This is a genomic window from Aliikangiella coralliicola, from assembly GCF_007004725.1.
GTDB lineage: Bacteria > Pseudomonadota > Gammaproteobacteria > Enterobacterales > Kangiellaceae > Aliikangiella > Aliikangiella coralliicola.
This window is the reverse complement of the sequence record NZ_ML660166.1, coordinates 305,257-323,872: the sequence shown is the minus strand read 5'-3', so window position 1 is coordinate 323,872 and position 18,616 is coordinate 305,257. Positions and strand designations below refer to the sequence as shown.

At 40.7% G+C, this 18,616-nt stretch carries 19 protein-coding genes; 12 read left to right on the top strand and 7 right to left on the bottom strand.

All coding sequences use genetic code 11. The features are described from left to right. Positions 1-209: 209 nt before the first annotated feature. Genes rpsP through rplS form a run of 4 tightly spaced genes read left to right on the top strand, consistent with a single transcriptional unit; the run spans position 210 to position 2,169 of the window. The gene (rpsP, locus tag FLL46_RS16860) at positions 210-455 is read left to right on the top strand and encodes a 30S ribosomal protein S16 (protein ID WP_142932497.1); all 246 of its coding nucleotides are present in this window, start codon (positions 210-212) and stop codon (positions 453-455) included. Positions 456-476: 21 nt separating this feature from the next. Beyond that, the gene (rimM, locus tag FLL46_RS16855; protein ID WP_142932496.1) at positions 477-1,010 is read left to right on the top strand and encodes a ribosome maturation factor RimM; all 534 of its coding nucleotides are present in this window, start codon (positions 477-479) and stop codon (positions 1,008-1,010) included. Further along, positions 994-1,779 (top strand): tRNA (guanosine(37)-N1)-methyltransferase TrmD, encoded by a 786-nt coding sequence (trmD, locus tag FLL46_RS16850; RefSeq protein WP_246119339.1) that lies wholly within the window; start codon positions 994-996, stop codon positions 1,777-1,779. Before rimM ends, trmD begins: the two co-directional genes overlap by 17 nt. Before the next feature lie 33 nt (positions 1,780-1,812). Beyond that, entirely contained in the window at positions 1,813-2,169 is a 357-nt protein-coding gene (gene rplS, locus FLL46_RS16845; protein ID WP_142932495.1) for a 50S ribosomal protein L19, read from the top strand. Positions 2,170-2,315: 146 nt separating this feature from the next. Here the strand turns inward: rplS and FLL46_RS16840 are convergent, their stop codons facing one another. Continuing rightward, on the bottom strand, positions 2,316-2,597 hold the full coding sequence (locus FLL46_RS16840; protein ID WP_142932494.1) for a hypothetical protein: 282 nt from the start codon (positions 2,595-2,597) through the stop codon (positions 2,316-2,318). A 110-nt stretch (positions 2,598-2,707) separates the two neighbouring features. Between FLL46_RS16840 and FLL46_RS16835 the strand changes: the two genes are divergently transcribed. Continuing rightward, positions 2,708-3,700: a GlxA family transcriptional regulator gene (locus FLL46_RS16835; RefSeq protein WP_142932493.1), complete on the top strand. Its 993-nt coding sequence runs from the start codon at positions 2,708-2,710 to the stop codon at positions 3,698-3,700. 39 nt (positions 3,701-3,739) lie between these two features. On the opposite strand, the gene FLL46_RS16830 is transcribed toward FLL46_RS16835, so the two are convergent. From FLL46_RS16830 to FLL46_RS16805, 6 genes are all read right to left on the bottom strand, one after another. Further along, complete coding sequence (locus tag FLL46_RS16830) at positions 3,740-4,753, bottom strand: GGDEF domain-containing protein (RefSeq protein ID WP_142932492.1); 1,014 nt, start codon at positions 4,751-4,753, stop codon at positions 3,740-3,742. A gap of 152 nt (positions 4,754-4,905) precedes the next feature. Continuing rightward, a complete protein-coding gene (locus tag FLL46_RS16825; protein ID WP_142932491.1) occupies positions 4,906-6,252 on the bottom strand; it encodes a class I SAM-dependent methyltransferase in 1,347 nt (448 codons plus the stop codon). Positions 6,253-6,363: 111 nt separating this feature from the next. Beyond that, on the bottom strand, positions 6,364-7,698 hold the full coding sequence (locus FLL46_RS16820) for a M20/M25/M40 family metallo-hydrolase (protein WP_142932490.1): 1,335 nt from the start codon (positions 7,696-7,698) through the stop codon (positions 6,364-6,366). A gap of 213 nt (positions 7,699-7,911) precedes the next feature. Beyond that, a complete protein-coding gene (locus FLL46_RS16815; protein ID WP_142932489.1) occupies positions 7,912-9,150 on the bottom strand; it encodes a cyclic di-GMP phosphodiesterase in 1,239 nt (412 codons plus the stop codon). A 326-nt stretch (positions 9,151-9,476) separates the two neighbouring features. Beyond that, positions 9,477-9,983, bottom strand: coding sequence for an RDD family protein (locus FLL46_RS16810; RefSeq protein WP_142932488.1), 507 nt, complete (start codon positions 9,981-9,983; stop codon positions 9,477-9,479). A 225-nt stretch (positions 9,984-10,208) separates the two neighbouring features. Beyond that, positions 10,209-12,302, bottom strand: a complete 2,094-nt coding sequence (locus tag FLL46_RS16805; RefSeq protein ID WP_210418732.1) for a bifunctional 3-deoxy-7-phosphoheptulonate synthase/chorismate mutase — start codon at positions 12,300-12,302, stop codon at positions 10,209-10,211. A 189-nt stretch (positions 12,303-12,491) separates the two neighbouring features. Between FLL46_RS16805 and FLL46_RS27025 the strand changes: the two genes are divergently transcribed. From FLL46_RS27025 to FLL46_RS16775, 7 genes are all read left to right on the top strand, one after another. Continuing rightward, positions 12,492-12,644 (top strand): hypothetical protein, encoded by a 153-nt coding sequence (locus FLL46_RS27025; RefSeq protein ID WP_168204205.1) that lies wholly within the window; start codon positions 12,492-12,494, stop codon positions 12,642-12,644. Between the two features lie 195 nt (positions 12,645-12,839). Further along, positions 12,840-14,057, top strand: coding sequence for a tryptophan--tRNA ligase (locus tag FLL46_RS16800; RefSeq protein WP_142932487.1), 1,218 nt, complete (start codon positions 12,840-12,842; stop codon positions 14,055-14,057). 29 nt (positions 14,058-14,086) lie between these two features. Next, entirely contained in the window at positions 14,087-15,202 is a 1,116-nt protein-coding gene (locus FLL46_RS16795; RefSeq protein WP_168204204.1) for a segregation and condensation protein A, read from the top strand. A 147-nt stretch (positions 15,203-15,349) separates the two neighbouring features. Next, entirely contained in the window at positions 15,350-16,465 is a 1,116-nt protein-coding gene (gene scpB, locus FLL46_RS16790; protein WP_246119338.1) for an SMC-Scp complex subunit ScpB, read from the top strand. Positions 16,466-16,559: 94 nt separating this feature from the next. Continuing rightward, on the top strand, positions 16,560-17,387 hold the full coding sequence (gene rluB / locus FLL46_RS16785; RefSeq protein WP_210418731.1) for a 23S rRNA pseudouridine(2605) synthase RluB: 828 nt from the start codon (positions 16,560-16,562) through the stop codon (positions 17,385-17,387). Beyond that, positions 17,384-17,932 carry a hypothetical protein gene (locus tag FLL46_RS16780; protein WP_142932485.1) on the top strand — a complete coding sequence of 183 codons (549 nt, stop codon included), beginning with the start codon at positions 17,384-17,386 and terminating at the stop codon, positions 17,930-17,932. Before rluB ends, FLL46_RS16780 begins: the two co-directional genes overlap by 4 nt. A 335-nt stretch (positions 17,933-18,267) precedes the next feature. Next, entirely contained in the window at positions 18,268-18,579 is a 312-nt protein-coding gene (locus FLL46_RS16775) for a hypothetical protein (protein ID WP_142932484.1), read from the top strand. The last annotated feature ends 37 nt before the right edge of the window (positions 18,580-18,616 follow it).

Genomic DNA, 18,616 nt, shown 5'->3' with positions numbered 1-18,616 from the left:
ATCCATCCCTTCTCTATTTAGTTCTAACAATCAAATCAATCCCTACATTATCTTTTTCGTATTTAACCGGCCTTTTTAGCGTAAAAAGGGTTCCCAAATGAGGCGAATAAGGATAAAATGCGCGTCCTTTGTGAACTGGGGCGATTTTAAGTCTTTTCAGACGGTCGATTTCCCAGTAATTGGTCAAGAATTTAGAGGAATTTTAACGCATGGTAACCATACGTTTAGCTCGCGGCGGTTCAAAGAAACGTCCATTTTACCACATGGTTGTAACCGACAAGCGTAGTGCACGTGACGGTCGATTTATTGAGCGTGTTGGTTTCTTTAACCCGGTTGCTACTGGTCAAGAAGAACGCATTCGCGTTGACCAAGAACGTGTTGATCATTGGATTGGTCAAGGCGCTCAGTTGAGTGATCGTGTTAAAAAGCTGGTAAAAGAAAGCAGCGCTGCTTAATTTAGTCAGTCAGAAATTATTATGTTTGAATCTCCAGTTATTATCGGTGAAATAACTGGGGTTTATGGCGTTAAAGGCTGGGTTAAAGTATTTTCACATACCGAACCTCGGCTTAATATCGTCAAATATAACCCTTGGTTGATTAAACAGGGGAAAGACTGGAAGTCTGTAAAGCTTCTCAGCGGCAGATCTCAAGGTAAGACTATTGTTGCCCAGATTGAAGGAGTTAACGATAGAGATCAAGCACATGCCATGATTGGTACCGAGATTGGGATTGAACGGTCGCAACTTAAAACGCTTGGTAAAGATGATTTTTACTGGCGTGATCTTGAAGGATTGAAAGTTGTTGATGTTGATGGAAAAGCCTTAGGGCAGGTTTCACATCTCATTGAAACTGGTGCTAACGACGTGATGGTTGTGAAGTTACCGCCTGAGCAAGCGCAAGATAAAAAGATTAAGGAAACAATGATCCCTTATATATTTGGGGACGTTGTTAAAAGAGTCGATCTCCAAGGTCGCTTAATTGAAGTTGATTGGGATGATGACTACATCTAACCCAATACTCAGGTTTTCGGCGATTAGCTTATTTCCTGAAATGTTTGCCGCGGTAACCGAATCAGGTGTTGTCGGTAGAGCGATAAAAAAGGGCAAAGTTGCCGTGGATTTGATTAATCCTCGAGACTTTACCACTGATCGCCATCGAACCGTTGACGATAGACCTTATGGTGGCGGGCCGGGGATGCTGATGAAAGTTGAACCGCTGGAAAAGGCAATTGAGTTTGCCCAATCTAGTCAGCCAGACGGTAATCGCCCGGGAAAAGTTATCTATCTCTCTCCTCAAGGAGAGAAAATTGATCATCAGATGGTGAGTCAATTAAGCCAGGAAGAGCATTTGATTCTCTTGGCTGGTCGATATGAAGGTATTGACGAAAGACTGTTGAATAAGCATGTCGATTTAGAGTTGTCACTGGGAGATTTTGTTCTTAGTGGCGGTGAGTTAGCCGCTATGGCGGTTATTGACTCGGTTACTCGTTTGGTGCCAGAGGTATTAGGTCATAAAGAATCTGCAGAGCAGGATTCATTTGCTGATGGTTTGTTAGATCACCAGCACTATACTAGGCCTGAAGTTTATGATGGTAATCGAGTACCACAAGTTTTATTGAGTGGTAATCACCAAGTAATTGAGTCTTGGCGGTTACAACAAAGATTGGGTCGAACGTGGCTGCGTCGCCCTGATTTACTAGCTCGAAAAAAGTTAACAGAGCAAGAAGAGAAATTGCTCAGTATGTTTCAGGCTCAATTTGAGTCTGAACAAAAAAATTGAGATTTTTAATTTTATAAAACCCAGGAGTGAACAATGAGTAAGATAATTGATCAGCTGGAACAGGAACAAATGAGTAAAGAGATCCCTGAATTTGCACCAGGTGATACAGTCGTTGTTCAGGTGAAGGTAAAAGAAGGTGAACGCGAGCGTTTACAGGCATTTGAAGGCGTCGTTATTGCGGTTAAAAACCGTGGTCTAAATTCTGCTTTCACTGTAAGAAAAATTTCTTATGGCGAAGGTGTAGAGCGTGTTTTCCAGACTTACAGCCCACTTGTTGACAGTATTACTGTTAAACGTCGTGGTGATGTTCGTCAAGCTAAGCTCTACTATCTACGTGAGCGTAGTGGTAAGTCAGCGCGAATTAAAGAAAAGTTGGATACTAAAAAGTAATCGATTTTTTGATGGAAAAGGGTGCTTTGATAGCACCCTTTTTTATTGGTATCCAATTTTTCTCATTTACTAAATTCTTTTACAACAATAAGTATCTAAATCGCTGCCCAGAACTCGAAGTCATATCTGGCTAATATAACGCCCTGTTATGCCGCTTTTTCCGAATTATTATAACCTTCAATCGATCCTTGAGCTGACAATTCAATAAGGCGTCCTGCCGTTCCATTTTGTTTCGAATTACTTGTCAATTCATAGATAAATCCTGCTAGAGCCAGTGTTTCAAGCAACAGCAATGGAATAATGACAAAATAACTTAAGAAGCTCATTTCAGAGGTTGCACCCAAATAAAGTAGGGCAAATAACTTGAAAGTTGCGATGGTCCAGATAATTTTTGCGCTGAAAGTGGTCACGTCTTTTTCTCCGTTCATTAAGAAGTAACTAAGTGTTATCTATGTTACTCCCCACGATTTCTTGACAAAAGTGGCGTTATTGACTTAAATGGTGCTATAAGTGACAATTTAACAAAAGCGTGAGTACTATGAAAAAGATTTCGATATTGGTCAGTGATGATATTGTGGCCAGTAGTGTCACGGGCCCGATGGATATGTTTAATGTTGCAAATGCCGTTTGGCAACATATAAGCGACAATCAAACCGAACCCTTGTTCGATGTTTCATTGGTTTCTCAATCTGGTGAACCGGTGACGCTGAAAAATGGCGTCGCGTTCCACCCTAAACAGAAGCTCAGTCAACTGAGTGATTGTGAGTTTTTATTGATTGGAGCTTATAGTTACGGAAACCCAAATGGGTTAAACAGGTATATCAGAGGGCAACAAAGCTGTTACCAGCATATACGTCGAATTCATCATGAAGGGGGGATGGTCGGTGGCTATTGCTCTGCTACTTTTACGCTGGCGAGCAGCGGTTTGCTGGATGGTATTCAAGCCACAACCAGCTGGTTTTTAAAGTCTTTATTTGCAAAAAAATATCCTGATGTTGAGTTAGTCATGGACAAATTAGTCGTGGAGCAGAATGGAATTTGGACGGCAGGTGCATCGACCTCATACTTAGATTTATGCTTGAAGGTGATCGAAAAACTGGCTGGTCAGCAAATAGCCAGCGGTATTTCAAAAGTAATGTTGCTTGATATTAATCGCGCATCTCAACTTCCGTTTATGAATTTGCCAAGCGTTGTTAATCACAATGATAATGTTATTGCAAAATGTCAGGACTGGATCCAAAAAAATCTCGCCAATAATATTCATCTTGATGATATGTCGAATCAAAGTACGATGAGTAAACGTAACTTTATCAGGCGCTTTAAAAAAGCCGTAGGGGAAACCCCCGCAACTTATTTGCAGCAAATACGAGTTGAGGCCGCTAAGCGTTATTTAGAAACAACAGATCTTAATCTTGAGCAAATCATTGGTAAAGTCGGTTACGATGACTTAAGCGCGTTTCGTCGAGTTTTTCAAAAAATGACTTCGCTAAGCCCGAAGGAGTATCGAGTAAAGTTTGCAACGCAAATTTAGGTTTGTAGGTTCAAGCTAAAACAGAAATACTAAGAAATATTAAACAATATTAACGCAATTTCTTCCATTGTTTTTCGAACGATAGAGTGCTTTGTCTGCTCTATCAATTCCGTCGGTTAGAGATTGCTCTTGTTGAATATCTGAAACGCCAATCGAGATTGTGATGCGTCGCAAATATTCGTCGCTGCCTTTCTTTTTTACTGTTAGTTTTTCGATTCTTTTGCGCAGTGACTCTGCTACTACCGCACCGTTTTCTTTTTCCGTATGTGGCAACAGCAACAGAAATTCTTCGCCACCGAATCTAGCCAGGATATCGCTTCTCTTAATATATTTTTTCAGTGTCGCTGAAACCAGTTTTAAAACATTATCCCCTATCAGGTGTCCATGCTCATCATTAAATGCTTTAAAATGGTCGATGTCTGCTAACAAGACTGCCATTGGATAGCAGTTGTCTTCATCGGCAAGATTTTCGAAAGCTTCTTGAAGTCCTGAGCGGTTAAGCACTTGAGTCAGTGGATCGCGATTTACTTTATCTTTAAATTGCAGGTGCTCTTCCTGCAATGCTTTTATTTCCTCTGTCGCTAATTTCAATTTGTCCTCTAACGATTCAGCATGACGGTGGACTTTTTCAGTCTCATTGATCAGCAGAGAAATAACATTTATTTTGGCGTCACCTGAGGTAGCTTCCAACAACGGTTGTATTTCTTCTAAGGTTCCCGAGTAGGCTTTAAGGTGAATTTGAGTATCAGAGACGTTAAAAAGAGTTCTATTCGCCAAGTTATCAATTTTTCTCGAAAACTGGCGCAGGTTATTTTCTTGCTTTGAGGTAATAAAGTCTTGGTAGATCTGTTGGAAACCTTCATACATTTCATCGGGCGTCCCATGCAATTGAGCCACTCGTTGTTTCATTTCTGGGTTAGGGCGATGGAAAAGCTCGTAGGCAACATGGTAGCAGACTGGATCAGCAGGCAGCTGTAAATCTCTTAACCAAGCCATGGCCTGGCGCGAAATGTGTCCTGACTCTTTGATTGTCTCTTGAATTTGTTCCGACATAACTCAATTAATTTAGATTCTTTAGATTAATAGTAGACTATGTCTGAGGAAAAGGTAGTTTTGAGGCATGGAATTATGCCTCTTTAAAATATTTCCTTTTGAGATTTTTGGGTGCGAAATTTCTTCATTCGCTACGCGATAAATAAAGCGGCCTAGAGTGATTGCTGAACAATTTTCAAGTAGAAATTTTTTACCATTGAAATAGCTTCGTTTTCATCCATTGATTTTTCTCGCGCGACTTTTTTCGCAATTTGATGGATAGATTTTTTACCGTCGATTAACGCGGTTAGTTCAGCATACAGCGAATGGTTAAACGAGAAAGATTTAATCTCACGGGTTAACGGGATTGTTTTAGAGATATCAACAATCCAGTCGGGTAAATTCTGCAGGTTTGTTTGTGCCTTAACTTCTTGTGTTTTAACTGCTCTCCAACACCAGACTCGTTCTACTCGATAGCCGGCAGAGTAAGGAGATTTTAAATAGGGAATTTCATGCTCGGTTATGTCCGCGATCTCAAAGCCGGCTTGAGCAGCCATTTCCTTGACTTCATCAATAGCGTAACAAAAACTATCGCGTTTTTGATTAAAGACCAAGCTACCAAAGTTTAACCAGTGTGCACCAATTGGCAAGTAATGGTTAATTGCACGCATAAAAGTGACAAGTTCGAAAGGCTGTATATCAATTAACCATGGAGTGACTACAAGCTCAAAAGCAGATTTTTTTAGTGCAGGTGTCGCTGCATCGCTAAATAGCATATAAAAATTATCAGGCCAGGATTTTAGCGGTGATATTTTATGTTCGATAGCAACCGATTGTGCATTTCGAGGATGAACGGGAAATTCATAAATTGGAAGAGAACGACCGGAAAAAAGTTGATGTGCAGCAAATAAAAGTAACGGATTAATATCATTGGCCACTGTCATTTTTGGCGCAATGGCCTGGTGGAGATCATAGGCTAGTCTGCAGGAGCCTGCACCGAGAACAAGAAGACTATCCGTCGAAATATCTTTTGTGTGTTCTAAAAGAATATCTGCAGTTATCTGGTTTTCCTCTTCTCCCCAAACCCAATCACGATAAAGATTGGACTCATAGCTTAACAGGTTTTGGGTGTGTGGTGCTCTATCACTTAGTGCATCGTATACCGGCTTACTCGATACTTTGGCTTTTAATATTGGCGAAACTAAATGGGAAACAGATTGTTGGAACGCTTGTTTTCCTTTTAATAAAAGCTGCAATCTTGCTAGCGTTGGCTTCGGCGCTTTTTTTATTTCATTGTTGAGTTGTCTTATTTCATCAGAGAGCACTTGATTGAAATGGTTCAACTTAACACTCCAGTCAACCATCGAATGAAGTGGATTACGCAACAACCAGGGAATTTGATTAATAATTGGATAGTGAATTTGCTCATCGACTGTTACCAGTTGCTTATCTTTAAGCGTCAAAGGCAATGCCGACTGAGGGCAAGACAGTACTGCAAGCAGTTCTTCTGAAATTTCCATTATTAGAATTTACCTGGTTGTTTGCTTGGCGAAACTAAATTAATTTAATCTATATTAAATTATTTCAGAAATAGTATATGCGCGCTATTTCATTAATTTATCAATAACCAATTAAAAGAAACTGCCTTGTTTATTAACCTGGCTAGTATCCACTCTAGTTGGTGTATCGGTACCATCCACTAAGCTCTCTACGCCGTTTGCTAGCGATTCTATAATTGCATGCATTGATTTTAAATCCAACGTTTTTACTTCATCAGTAACTTTATGGTAATAATGATCTTTGTCTATTTGTGAGCTAGAAAAACTATGGGCGGGAACGCCTAGCCTTGCTAAAGTCGCGTTATCTGAGCGATAAAAAAGTTGTTGCTGGGGGTAGGGATCTGGATAAACTTTTTTGTTAATTCGTTTCAGGTTTTTATCCAGTATCTCAGCGAGGTTTGAGCGTTCGTATCCTGTCATCCAAAATTCTCCGGCGCCGAATTTGGAAGGCTTACCGATCATTTCAATATTAATCATAGCGAGTACTTTGTCTGCATTGAGCTGCTGTGAAAAATATTTTGAGCCAAAACCGCCAATTTCTTCCGCAGTAAAAGCAACAAACATGAGAGTTCTTTGATTATTCTTTTGTTTAGTAAAATATTCCGCCAAGTTAATAACGGCAGCGGTACCTGAGGCATCATCGTCAGCGCCATTATAAATGTTATCACCTTTTTGATCTTCTACCGTTCCGAGATGATCATAGTGTGCAGAAAATAAAATCATTTCTTCTTTATTTTTCTTACCTGGAAGTATCCCAACAACATTACTTAAAGAGCGTGTACTGATATTTGATTTTGCCGAAATAGAGAAACTGTCGAGTTTAGAAAGCTTGGTTAGTATTGCGACAGCTGACGGACCCTGGTTAATTTTAAATTTGTTCAATCCATTGCCAAAGTGATTACGAAAACGGTTAAAAATTTCTGCGTGAGACTCGTCAACGAGAACCAATACATTGTCTTTTTGTTGGTTGATTTCAAAAATTCGCTTTCTAAAATTATCTTCAGCGGAAATAACGAATGTTTTAACATTACTTTTTTCTGACCATTTAAGGGATTCATGACTGGTTAATATCATCGCCTTGTCATTAGCGATAGACGAGCCATTCAGTGATATTTTCGAATCGTCTGGTTTGATCAGAAATAAGTTGAAAGTTTGCTTGAAGTTTTTATCGCCTGATAGAGATTGCAATCCTATTTGATTGAATCTTTGTGAAATGTAATCTGCAGCTAGCTCAATTCCAGCAGTATCAGTTGCTCTACCGCCTAATTTATCATCGGCTAGAAAGGTAACGTCTTTGGTTACATTTTCAAGAGAAATTGAAGAAGCAACTGCGTTTTGAAAGTAACTAAAAAAGAGCACCATTAACACTGGTTTAAGCCCTGTGGAAAAAGCGTTTATTTTTTTCATATCAAATGATTTCCTGCATAAAGTCAGCGAACTATTGAAAGCTGAATATTGTTTAATTTAATTATCTTTGTAAATTTTCTATCACGGTTGATATTCGAACTATTAAGTTTTGTGCTTATCTCAATGCGTCGTTTTAAGCACTAAGAAATTAAGAGTCAAGAAGTCAGTATTTAGACATTCTTTTCAACATGCAACGCTATTGATGTCGAAATGTTAGTGCTGTAGAACTAAGCCTTCTTTAACATATTTATCTAATTGTATGCCGAATGCGCCATTAGGATGTACTTTTTTTATCTGGTAAAGTTCTCCATTAGAATGGACCGCCATCTTGCTAAGATTAACAACTTTCTCATAACCAGAGCATTTTTCTTCATCAGTGACTAATAGTACACGCGGTTTGAGTTTTTGCTCCGGGTACACTTTAGTCACAATGCCTACTTCTCCCGTTCGCATTTCAACTAATGAGCCCACGGGATAAATTCCCATCCACTCTACAAACTTGTAAGTTAATTCTTCATCGAACTGGGCTGAGGTATTTTCCTGTAATATTTTAAATGCGACCGCCGGCGCTTTTGCAGCTGAGTAAACCCGCTCACTTGTGATCGCATCATAGGTATCAATGATAGATACAATTTTTGTAAAATAGGAAATTTGGGATGAGTCAAGTTTACGGGGATAGCCCTTTCCATCGATTCTTTCGTGGTGTGAATAGGCGATATCAATGGCAATTTTAGACAGCAGAGGCTTTTGCTGTAATATTTTATAGCCTTCCTCAGAATGCTTCTGCATGATTCGATATTCTTCGCGGGTCAGCTTTCCTGGTTTGTTCAGTATTTCGTTTGGAATACGCATTTTACCGACGTCATGGAGCATAGCGCCAACGCCGATATAGCCTAGTTCGTCTTGTGACAAACCTAAATATTTCCCAAAAGCGATAGCCATGATTGCCACCCGTAAACAATGTTCTGCAGTATATTCGTCGGCATTTTTAATGTTGCTGAGCAATAGCAAGGCGTCCTGATTACTTAATATACTATCGATACAATCTTCAACTGCTTGCTTCACTGGTGCTAATTCGAAATCTTCATCATGCATAATGTCATGCATGATGGTTTTTACCATTGTGGTCGAATTTTTATAGTGGTTATTTGCTTTTGGCAGCTCGTAGCTTAGTTCATTTTTCGGACGGAGTGGGACATGATTAGATTTGATTTTGGCATTGCTGATGGTCATTAAGTAAACATGGTAATCCTCACGAGTAGGAAAATCGACGTAAACCCATTCACATTCATTTCTTACTGCCTGAAGGTCTTCCTCTGTTTCAATTGGAAAGCCTTGAAATAAAAATGCGGATTCGCTCCACGCTTTATCTAATTCACTAATGTACATGCCTAGATGCAAGTTTTGAGTTTTTACTTTAATCTTTTTTAAATATTTATACTGTCCGGCCATTTAAAACTACTATCTGAAGCGGTGTTTAAGCTGCTCGATTGAGAGAATCAAACGAATTAAATACCATTTAAAGATTTCATGATTGGGAACAACTCATGAATTTGAAAATGCCACGAGATTTAAGATACCTCTATTTTTTACAGATGAAAACCTTAATTGCTAATAAAATGTATCAAACTGTGCATTGCATTCTGTTGAATGAGTTTTCGATGTGATTGGTAAGTCGTGATGCGCAACAATGTGGATTGCGGCATCGTACTACTCGTTTCAGATGATTAGCGAGGCGATTAAGATTTGGAACAGATGGTTGGTGGGGCGCTAATATTTTATATCAAAGGTTTTTGTTCTTTCCCATAACCTTTGGGCAGCACTATGACTCGGCTGTCGCAGCTTAAGTCCTGTAAACCGCGTTTCTCCTTGTCGATCAAACACCATAAAGTACCTAGTCCACCAATTGATGCGATTGAGCGAATATAGGCTTCTTTCCAACTTAAATGCTCGCCATTTGGTCGACAAATTTTTAAATTCCAGGCTCGCATGCCGACAGTCTGTCCGCCCTTAACCCAACACCAAACATAATAATATTGAACACATGCGAGAATGTAGATTAACCAAAGTGGATTATTGCTTAAAGCACTGGAGACTGCAGCGCCATTTTCTGCCCATGGTAAAGTCACCAGGTAGGCAATCAACAGTCCAACAGACAACGCGAGAATAAAAACTGCCAGGCCGCCAAGCAGGTCGTAAATCCAGGCCGCAAGTCTTTTCCAGAAAGGGGCCAATGAGACTTGAAGCAAGTTTTTAGTTGCTGATGCGGGTTGTTTTTTACTCATGTTTGAAAGTCGGTTTTTATTCGCTTAATTGCGGTTAACAAAGGATTTGCTTAAGGCTGGGGAGTCTAGCAGAAGGCAAACCCGATTGGTATAGATCGATTTGGTGCGAAATTGTTATTTTTATCGCGATTTATAGTGATTCAGCTATAAGTAAGTAGGAACTTATACTGATGATGCTTAAGGATACAGCGAACCAGATAGGCCGCTGTATCCCCGATCTAAAAACTAAGAATGCAGTTCGTGCATCAATTGCGCAAATTGCGTTGGTGGCAGGGCCTGAGGCCCATCGCTAAGCGCGTTATCGGGGTCTGGATGAAACTCAACCATTACCCCGTGTGCGCCAACGGCCTTTGCTGCTTTTGCCATCGGCAAGACTAATTCTCGTTTACCAACGGCATGAGAAGGGTCAACGATAATCGGCAAATGTGTTTTTTGCTTCAGCAATGGTACTGCACTTAAGTCGAGGGTGTTACGGGTCGCCGTTTCAAAGGTTCTTATACCTCGTTCGCAGAGAAATACCTGCATATTCCCTTGAGCAAGAATATATTCAGCGGCGTTTAATAATTCTTCAATTGAAGCCATTAAGCCGCGTTTAAGCATGACTGGACGATTAACTTGCCCGACAGCTTTAAGCAAGGCAAAGTTTTGCATATTGCGCGCACCGATCTGGAGCATATCAGCTCGCTCGACGACTTTGCGAACATCTTCAGTGTCCATTACTTCAGTAATAACAGGCAGATTGAATTGGCTGCCTGCTTGTTGCAGTAATTCTAATCCTTCAAAACCAAGTCCCTGAAAGCTATAAGGTGAAGTACGTGGTTTGAAGCAACCACCCCGTAAAATGGAGACTCCGGTTTCGTTGGCAAGCTTCGCGCATGCGCTTATTTGCTCGGGAGACTCTACTGAGCAGGGGCCGCCAATAACGGTAAATTCATCACCGCCGATTTTGACGCCCTTGACCTCAATGATGGTATCTTCTGACTTATGATCTCGACTGGCCAGGTGGTAGCTTTTGCGAGCAGCGCCCATGTTTTCAGCTGTTACTTCGGTCTGATTCTTTTCCTCAGTAATCTGTTGATTTAAATTATCTTGTGCTTGCAATGCGTTCACCTTGGTTCGACTCAAGGCTTCGGGAGATACCTTGGTGGCATTAACATCTTCGGTGGCATAACTGCCTAGCACCTTCAAGAATCGACAGAGCCGAGAAGTATCCTGAATCGCCTGTTCAACTGCTTTGTCTTCAATATTCCCCTGTAAGTCGATGTAAAACATTTGCTCCCAGGGTTTACCTGCTATTGGTCGGGATTCTAACTTGGTGAGCGGTATGTTGGCGTCGCGAAACACCAGCAGAACCTCTGCCAGTGAACCTGGTTTTTGCCCGGTTGAAATAGCAATAGAGGTTTTGCAGGTAACCTGCGGCGACACATTTTGGGTTTCGCGAGCCAGGACTAAAAATCGAGTTGTATTATCTTTCAGATTAGCAATATCAGTCGCAAGTACGTGAAGTCCGTACTGTTCTGCCGACTTTTGGCTAGCAATAGCCGCAACCTGGCCCGTCGTGTCTTGCTTCGCAAGTTGTAATGCCTCTGCTGTGCTAGATACTAAGCTTATTTCTGCACTAGAGATTTTAGGCAGATTTTTGTTGCACTGTTTATTGGCTTCTGGATGAGCGTGAATTTTGGTGATGTCGCTTAATTGAGTGTGCTGAGAAGCGACCAGGCAGTGATTTATCGGATACTTGACTTCACCTATGACCGACAGATTAGATTCTAACAACAAATCATAGACTTCCGTAATTCCACCCGATGTTGTGTTTTCGATGGGAATAACCCCATAGTCAACTTTTCCTTGCTCAACTGACTTTAAAACTTTATCAAATGTCGAGCAGCCATGATACGTATTGTTGCTGTTACTAAAGTGTTTAGCAGCTGCAAGGTAAGAATAAGAACCTTCGCCACCTAACATCGCGATGGTGGTAATTAATTGCGGTTTAGTGTTCGGATTAGACTGAGATTGCAGGTATTTTCGTTGGACTGCTAGTGAGTCTTCTATAATCGCGTGGAATAGTCGTGTCACATAGTGTGAATCTAGCCCCAGTTTACTTCCTTCATCTACCAGGTATTCGAGTAATTCCTGTTCTCTCTGCTGATCCCGGATCGGTTTAAGGCTCGACTGTTTATTCACCGCGACCGCCAGACTCAGTTCGCGTCTTCTGGCAAATAACGTCAGCAAACTATTGTCTAGCTGACTGATTTCTTCACGAATATCACTCAGTGGCATGACTGGTGGTTCTGACTGAGACGATTTCGATTCCGTCATAGAGGATTCCTCAGATGTTGTGACTGTTTTATATCTTATTGAACGAACTATTCCTGGTTAACCCGGTTTTGCGTCAAACTCATAATAGATTGTCTGATTACATTATAAAAGGGCTAAAAAAAACCTCCCGTCAGGGAGGTTTTTAGTTAATCAAGTGGCCTATGAACAACAGAAAACTTCCCCATGAGAATGGAAAAACATAAAAAAGAAATATTTGCTGTGTTGTGCCTGCTTCATAAAGTGAAAAATAACTGGGATGGACCTGAAGGGTCAAATGCCGATTGGTTATTAAAAGCTTTGCAAATCTGGTATTTTCCATCTGATAGCAGGGCTCAAGTTTAAAAGGGGTCATGGACTTCATAGATGTCATATAGATAATCAATAAGCGAATATTGTTCGTCTATCCGCACTCTGGTTACAACCTGAAGAATTTTTGTGCTAATCACCGCCAGAATTCAATTTGTATTAACCATTTATAGTAAGCTTCGGTATAATGCTGCGTTCGTATTTTAAAGATTAGAGAATGGGGAAAGCAGTTTGAGCGGTCTGGGCCTTCAGAATCAGCGCGTTTTATCGGGAATGCGTGCGTCAGGTCGTCTGCATTTGGGGCATTATCATGGTGTTCTTAAAAATTGGACGAAATTACAACATGAGCACGAATGTTTCTTTTTTGTCGCTGACTGGCATGTATTGACAACTCATTACGATAATCCTCAAATTATTGAAAATTCTGTCTGGGATATGGTTGTTGACTGGCTGGCTGCAGGAATTAACCCAGGTTCGGCGACGCTGTTTGTCCAGTCTAAAGTGCCTGAGCACGCGGAATTACACTTACTTTTGTCGATGCTAACGCCGTTAAGTTGGCTTGAGCGAGTGCCTACCTACAAAGAGCAACAAGAAAAGCTCACCGAAAAAGATCTAAGTACCTACGGTTTTTTAGGATACCCGTTATTACAAACAGCTGATATTTTACTTTATAAAGCTGGCAGTGTGCCTGTTGGCCAAGATCAGGTTCCACATGTTGAAATGTCGCGAGAAATCGCCCGCAGATTCAACCACTTTTATGGTAAAGAAGCCGGTTTTGAAGAAAAAGCCGAAGCTGCTGTAAAAAAGCTCGGTAAAAAGAATGCCAAGTTATACAATAACTTACGACGTGATTTTGTGCAGGAAGGAAATGAAGAGTCGCTAGCAAAAGCACGCGCACTTGTTGAAGGACACTCAAGTATTTCTTTGGGTGATAAGGAACGACTTAACGGTTACCTGGAAGGTGGCGGAAAAATCATATTGCCTGAACCTCAGGCGCTATTAACACCCGTTTCTAAAATGCCTGGACTCGATGGACAGAAAATGTCGAAGTCTTATAAAAATATTATAGAAATGCGTGAAGAGCCTGAATCCATTGAAAATAAGATTAAACGAATGCAGACCGATCCGGCTCGGGTAAGACTGAGTGATCCGGGAAACCCTGATGTGTGCCCCGTGTGGCAGTTGCACGAAGTTTATTCACCTGAGGATGTTAAGAGTTGGGTCAAAGAAGGCTGTACGACAGCCGGTATTGGGTGTCTGGAATGTAAGAAGCCTGTGATTGATTGTGTTTTAAAAGAAACCAGTGAGTTTCGAGAGCGGGCGAGAGAATTTGAAGAAAATCCAGAAATTGTTCGTGGCATCATCGCTGAGGGCTCGGAAAAAGCCCGTGACATTGCGAAGGAAACGATGGATGATGTCCGAGAAGTTATGGGGTTATCATACCGATAACCACCAGAATTGAGTTTGTAAGCTGAATAATGAGTGATATTGAAACCCTTGAAAAGGGAGCTGAAAGTCCAGAAGAAGCTTCTACATTAGAAACAAGTTCTGAGACTGGTCGTCTTTCTGATAAGCAACTTGAGTCTGAGACAGACGCTCAGGATGCGCCTCAACTTAATGAATCACGTGAAAGCAACCAGGTAGAAGAACCTGGGCAATCCGTTGTGCAAAATGGGCTGTTTGATGGGGCTTCAGGGGAAAATAAAGCATCTGCGCAAGATGAAGGAGTTGCACAAGACGAAAAAACTGAAGGTGCAGATAGCCCGTCTACTTCCCCGCCTGAGCAACAAGGTATTCTTACCGGCGAAGCTTTTTCTCAGGAAGAAATGCACTTTGCGGTAGTTGAAGGTGAACCGATTAATGATGTTCCCCAAGATCTTTATATCCCACCTGATGCATTGGAAGTCTTTTTGGAGGCCTTTGAGGGGCCACTCGATTTATTACTCTATTTAATCAAACGTCAAAATGTCGATATCTTGAATATTCCTATCGCGCATATTACTGAGCAATACATGGAATATGTAGAGTTGATGAAGGCAATCAATCTTGAATTGGCCGCTGAATATTTGGTAATGGCGGCTATGTTAGCGGAAATCAAAAGTCGTGTGTTGTTGCCTCGGCCGAAACTGGATGAGGATGAGGAAGATCCGCGAGCGGATTTGATTCGCCGTTTGCAAGAATATGAGCGATTTAAAAAAGCTGCTCAAGATATTGACGAGATGCCAAGAATGGAAAAAGACATTTTCCAGGCTGGCGCAGAAACACCAGAATTGCATTTAAGTAAGCCTTTACCTGATGTGGATATAAAAGACCTTTTGTTAGCGTTGAAAGATGTGTTAAAGCGCGCTGAAATGTTTACCCACCATCACATTCAAAAAGAGACACTTTCGATAAGAGAGAAAATGGGCCATGTGTTGGCTATTTTGTCTGCCGATGGATTTACTGATTTTGTGTCATTGTTCCGCGTCGAAGAGGGGCGAATGGGAATTGTTGTGACTTTTCTGGCTGTGATGGAATTGACCAAAGAGTCGTTGATCGAATTGGTACAGAGCGAACCCTATGCACCCGTTCATGTAAGAGCACGAATTCAATAATTGTTGTTATTGATGGGGAGCATCAATTTGAACAAACGACACTAAAAGTATTTTCGTAGAAACAAAACTACACCATCGAATTTTTTAAATTAAACTATTACATTAAACAAAGTTAGCAATAGAACAGATTAGAGATAACACTGATTAATGAGCATTGACGATAACAAATTAAAAAATATTCTTGAAGCCGCACTAATGGCGATAAATAAACCCATGAGTATCGAGCAGATGACTGGGTTGTTTGAAGACGAAGAATGTCCACCCGCGAGCCGTATAAAAGAAGCACTCTCTCAGCTGCAACAAGATTGTGAGGGGCGAGGCATTGAATTGAAAGATGTTGCCAGTGGTTATCGTTATCAGGCTCGTCAAGATTATGCTGAATGGATAGGCCGTTTATGGGAAGAAAAGCCTGCTAAATATTCCAGAGCCTACTTGGAAACGTTAGCGTTAATTGCTTATCGACAACCTGTTACCCGCGCGGAAATTGAAGAAGTGCGTGGTGTTGGTGTCAGCAGTAATATTGTTAGAACAATGCTTGAACGAGAATGGATCAGAGTTGTGGGTCATCGGGATGTTCCCGGACGTCCTGCGCTATATGCTACGACGAAACAATTTTTAGATTACTTTAATATGAAAAGTCTGGATGAGCTACCGTCCCTGGCTGAAATCAAGGATCTTGATGATCTTAATCCCGAATTAGAGTTGACAGAACCAGGAGCTGAGGATTCATCAGATATTTCAGCCGAATCAGATAGCGTTGCTGAGTTTGTAGACTCCGCAGATATCGATTCTATCGATGACAGTGATATCAATGACGGTAGTATTGACGATGATGATATCGGCGACGAAAGTGAAGTTACGTCAGACTCTAATGATGAAGCTCAACTTGAAGTTCCGCCTGTCGAAGATAGCCTGGATGAACACAATCCTGAAAGTGAGACTCTCAACCAGAGCTCTCTGGAAACGGAGGATAGTTCTCTCACTCAAAACGCTGAAAGTCGCGAAGATATTGAACAAGAAATAAAAGAAGATATTGATTTAACCCCATCTCACGATTTAGATAGTTTATACGTAGACAATTTAAATCAAGACAGTTTAAATCAAACGCCACAGGGCAATCCTGAGGTCGACGATTTAAGCCAATTAGATGAGGAAGATATAGCGGCGGAAAACCAGCTGGATCAACAAGCGACAAAGGATGACATCGAATTTGAAACTGAAGAAGTCGCTACTGATACTGTGGACTCAGATAAGTTGGGGTAAGGTATTAAATTTAGGATTGTTCAAAAAAACAACCTGATTATCTGTCGAAGTAACTAGCAGTTAACTCGACGACTAACACAGTGAAATGATCTCTATGGAAAACGAAAAGCTGCAAAAAATTATTGCTCACGCAGGGTTATGTTCTCGACGTGAAGCTGAAACCTGGATTAAAGCAGGCCGAGTAAGTGTTAATGGTAGCATTGCTGAACTGGGCGATAGAGCTAGTGGGAAAGATAAAATTCGAGTCGACGGAAAAATTCTTCAAGTTACCGCAAAAGAAGACTTTCAGCGTCGTATGTTGGCATATCATAAACCAGAAGGAGAAATTTGCTCGCGCAAAGATCCCCAAGGCAGGCCAACAGTTTTCGATAATTTGCCTCAAGTTAAAAATGCACGTTGGATTAATGTTGGACGTCTGGACATTAATACAAGCGGGCTCATGTTTTTTACTAATGATGGTGAGTTGGCGAATCGTCTGATGCATCCAACGCACCAGATAATGCGAAAGTATGCCGTGAGAGTACGCGGTCAAGTGACCGAAGAAATTATTAAAAAGTTGACGCGTGGTGTTGAGCTAGAGGATGGATACGCAAAATTTGAATCCATCAACGACGCGGGCGGTGAAGGCAGTAACCATTGGTATCACGTTGTGTTACGGGAAGGAAAAAATCGCGAAGTGCGCAGAATGTGGGAAGCCGTTGAAACTCAGGTTTCTCGATTACATCGAATTCAATACGGAAGTTTTGAGCTGCCACGTTCACTAAAGCGAGGACGCTGGAGCGAGTTAGATTTGAAAGAGCTTGGAGTTTTTGAAGAGCTGGTTGGGTTGAAGAAAAGTGTTAGTGCAAAAACTTTGCAACAGTCCAATCGTAAACGTCAAACGAATAAACGGTTAAAAGCTAGAAAAATACATCGACGATGAAAAAAATCAGTATTGTTATTTTAGGGTTATTGTTAACTTCATGCGGTGACTTTCCAGATTATCGCTACGAGCAGTCAGAAGACTACTGTGTATTAACTTTTCCTTTTGCCGGTGGTTTTTTTAACCGAAAATATATTGGTTATTTGAATATCACGTCAACTCTGCGATACCTTGATTCAAGTCCCAAGCTTGCCATTTTTGTTGGAGAGCCTTCCCATATTGAACTGGAAGTGGGAAGCGTGCAGAAAATCGAAATCGATGACAAAGAATATATTCCCGAGTTTCATCAAAATTATCTTCATGCGGAGTTGCAATATTGGGGCCCCGCATTTGTGTTTAACGACTCGCAAACAGAAAACATTTATAAAGCCCTACAAGATGGCCACAATATGGTTATTCATGGAAGGATTGAAATAGGGTCTCAATATGAGACGGAAATTTATAATTTCTTTTTTGAAGACAAGGAAGAACCTTTTAATGCTTGTGTCAATAGACTGCTTGATGAGGATGATCTCAAGCAAATAGAAATGGCGAACGAGTCATAAATCCAATTTGTAGAAATTCACAATTGTAAATTGAGATATTTTTGATTGACATATCGCCGATTAATTGATACTTGTTTCGGTTATTTTGTAGATGTAGTTGGAAGTAGTTTTGAAACGGATTTTTCCATTCAGTTAGTTCAAACTCCATATATATCTTACTTTGTTTTGCTTCTTAATCTGAATTGGCGCCTTTGGCATGCGTGTAGCCTATTGATTCAAAAACAATGTCCGAATTTTTATAGTCATTGTCTGAATATTGATAATTGTTTGTTGTTTGGATAGGTGATAATTATTTTGATGATATTAACCGTCAATTACTATCTAAAGGAATTATTATGAAAAAAGCGTTTATTTTTTTAGCATTACTAATAATCTCTATGCCGTCTTTTGGCGAAGGGGGAGTTGGTGAAGTTGCCAGAATTTATCCTCACAATGGTAAAGTCTACTTCAGATTAAAAAATGACTCGTGTCAATCACAAGGAAATTCCCATCGATATTATTATTTTAATTTGGGTGATGAAACTTCTCGTGCTTGGTATTCTATGTTGTTAGCTGCTTCGTCCACGAAAACTAAAGTTTCGGTAGTTGTTTCTGACTGCACACAAAGTTCTGACATACTCATTTCGTATATTTATCAAGATTATTAAAAGTTCATACATTCTGACTGATGAGCGCTACAGAATA

What these genes read in the sequence shown, in the direction of transcription:
- FLL46_RS16840 (WP_142932494.1), bottom strand. Translation starts at nt 2,597, where the DNA reads ATGAACGGAGAAAAAGACGTGACCACTTTCAGCGCAAAAATTATCTGG.
- FLL46_RS16775 (WP_142932484.1), top strand. Translation starts at nt 18,268, where the DNA reads ATGAAAAAAGCGTTTATTTTTTTAGCATTACTAATAATCTCTATGCCG.
- rplS (WP_142932495.1), top strand. Translation starts at nt 1,813, where the DNA reads ATGAGTAAGATAATTGATCAGCTGGAACAGGAACAAATGAGTAAAGAG.
- FLL46_RS27025 (WP_168204205.1), top strand. Translation starts at nt 12,492, where the DNA reads ATGGAAAAACATAAAAAAGAAATATTTGCTGTGTTGTGCCTGCTTCAT.
- rimM (WP_142932496.1), top strand. Translation starts at nt 477, where the DNA reads ATGTTTGAATCTCCAGTTATTATCGGTGAAATAACTGGGGTTTATGGC.
- scpB (WP_246119338.1), top strand. Translation starts at nt 15,350, where the DNA reads ATGAGCATTGACGATAACAAATTAAAAAATATTCTTGAAGCCGCACTA.
- rpsP (WP_142932497.1), top strand. Translation starts at nt 210, where the DNA reads ATGGTAACCATACGTTTAGCTCGCGGCGGTTCAAAGAAACGTCCATTT.
- trmD (WP_246119339.1), top strand. Translation starts at nt 994, where the DNA reads ATGATGACTACATCTAACCCAATACTCAGGTTTTCGGCGATTAGCTTA.
- FLL46_RS16780 (WP_142932485.1), top strand. Translation starts at nt 17,384, where the DNA reads ATGAAAAAAATCAGTATTGTTATTTTAGGGTTATTGTTAACTTCATGC.
- FLL46_RS16825 (WP_142932491.1), bottom strand. Translation starts at nt 6,252, where the DNA reads ATGGAAATTTCAGAAGAACTGCTTGCAGTACTGTCTTGCCCTCAGTCG.
- FLL46_RS16820 (WP_142932490.1), bottom strand. Translation starts at nt 7,698, where the DNA reads ATGAAAAAAATAAACGCTTTTTCCACAGGGCTTAAACCAGTGTTAATG.
- FLL46_RS16805 (WP_210418732.1), bottom strand. Translation starts at nt 12,302, where the DNA reads ATGACGGAATCGAAATCGTCTCAGTCAGAACCACCAGTCATGCCACTG.
- rluB (WP_210418731.1), top strand. Translation starts at nt 16,560, where the DNA reads ATGGAAAACGAAAAGCTGCAAAAAATTATTGCTCACGCAGGGTTATGT.
- FLL46_RS16835 (WP_142932493.1), top strand. Translation starts at nt 2,708, where the DNA reads ATGAAAAAGATTTCGATATTGGTCAGTGATGATATTGTGGCCAGTAGT.
- FLL46_RS16815 (WP_142932489.1), bottom strand. Translation starts at nt 9,150, where the DNA reads ATGGCCGGACAGTATAAATATTTAAAAAAGATTAAAGTAAAAACTCAA.
- FLL46_RS16795 (WP_168204204.1), top strand. Translation starts at nt 14,087, where the DNA reads ATGAGTGATATTGAAACCCTTGAAAAGGGAGCTGAAAGTCCAGAAGAA.
- FLL46_RS16810 (WP_142932488.1), bottom strand. Translation starts at nt 9,983, where the DNA reads ATGAGTAAAAAACAACCCGCATCAGCAACTAAAAACTTGCTTCAAGTC.
- FLL46_RS16830 (WP_142932492.1), bottom strand. Translation starts at nt 4,753, where the DNA reads ATGTCGGAACAAATTCAAGAGACAATCAAAGAGTCAGGACACATTTCG.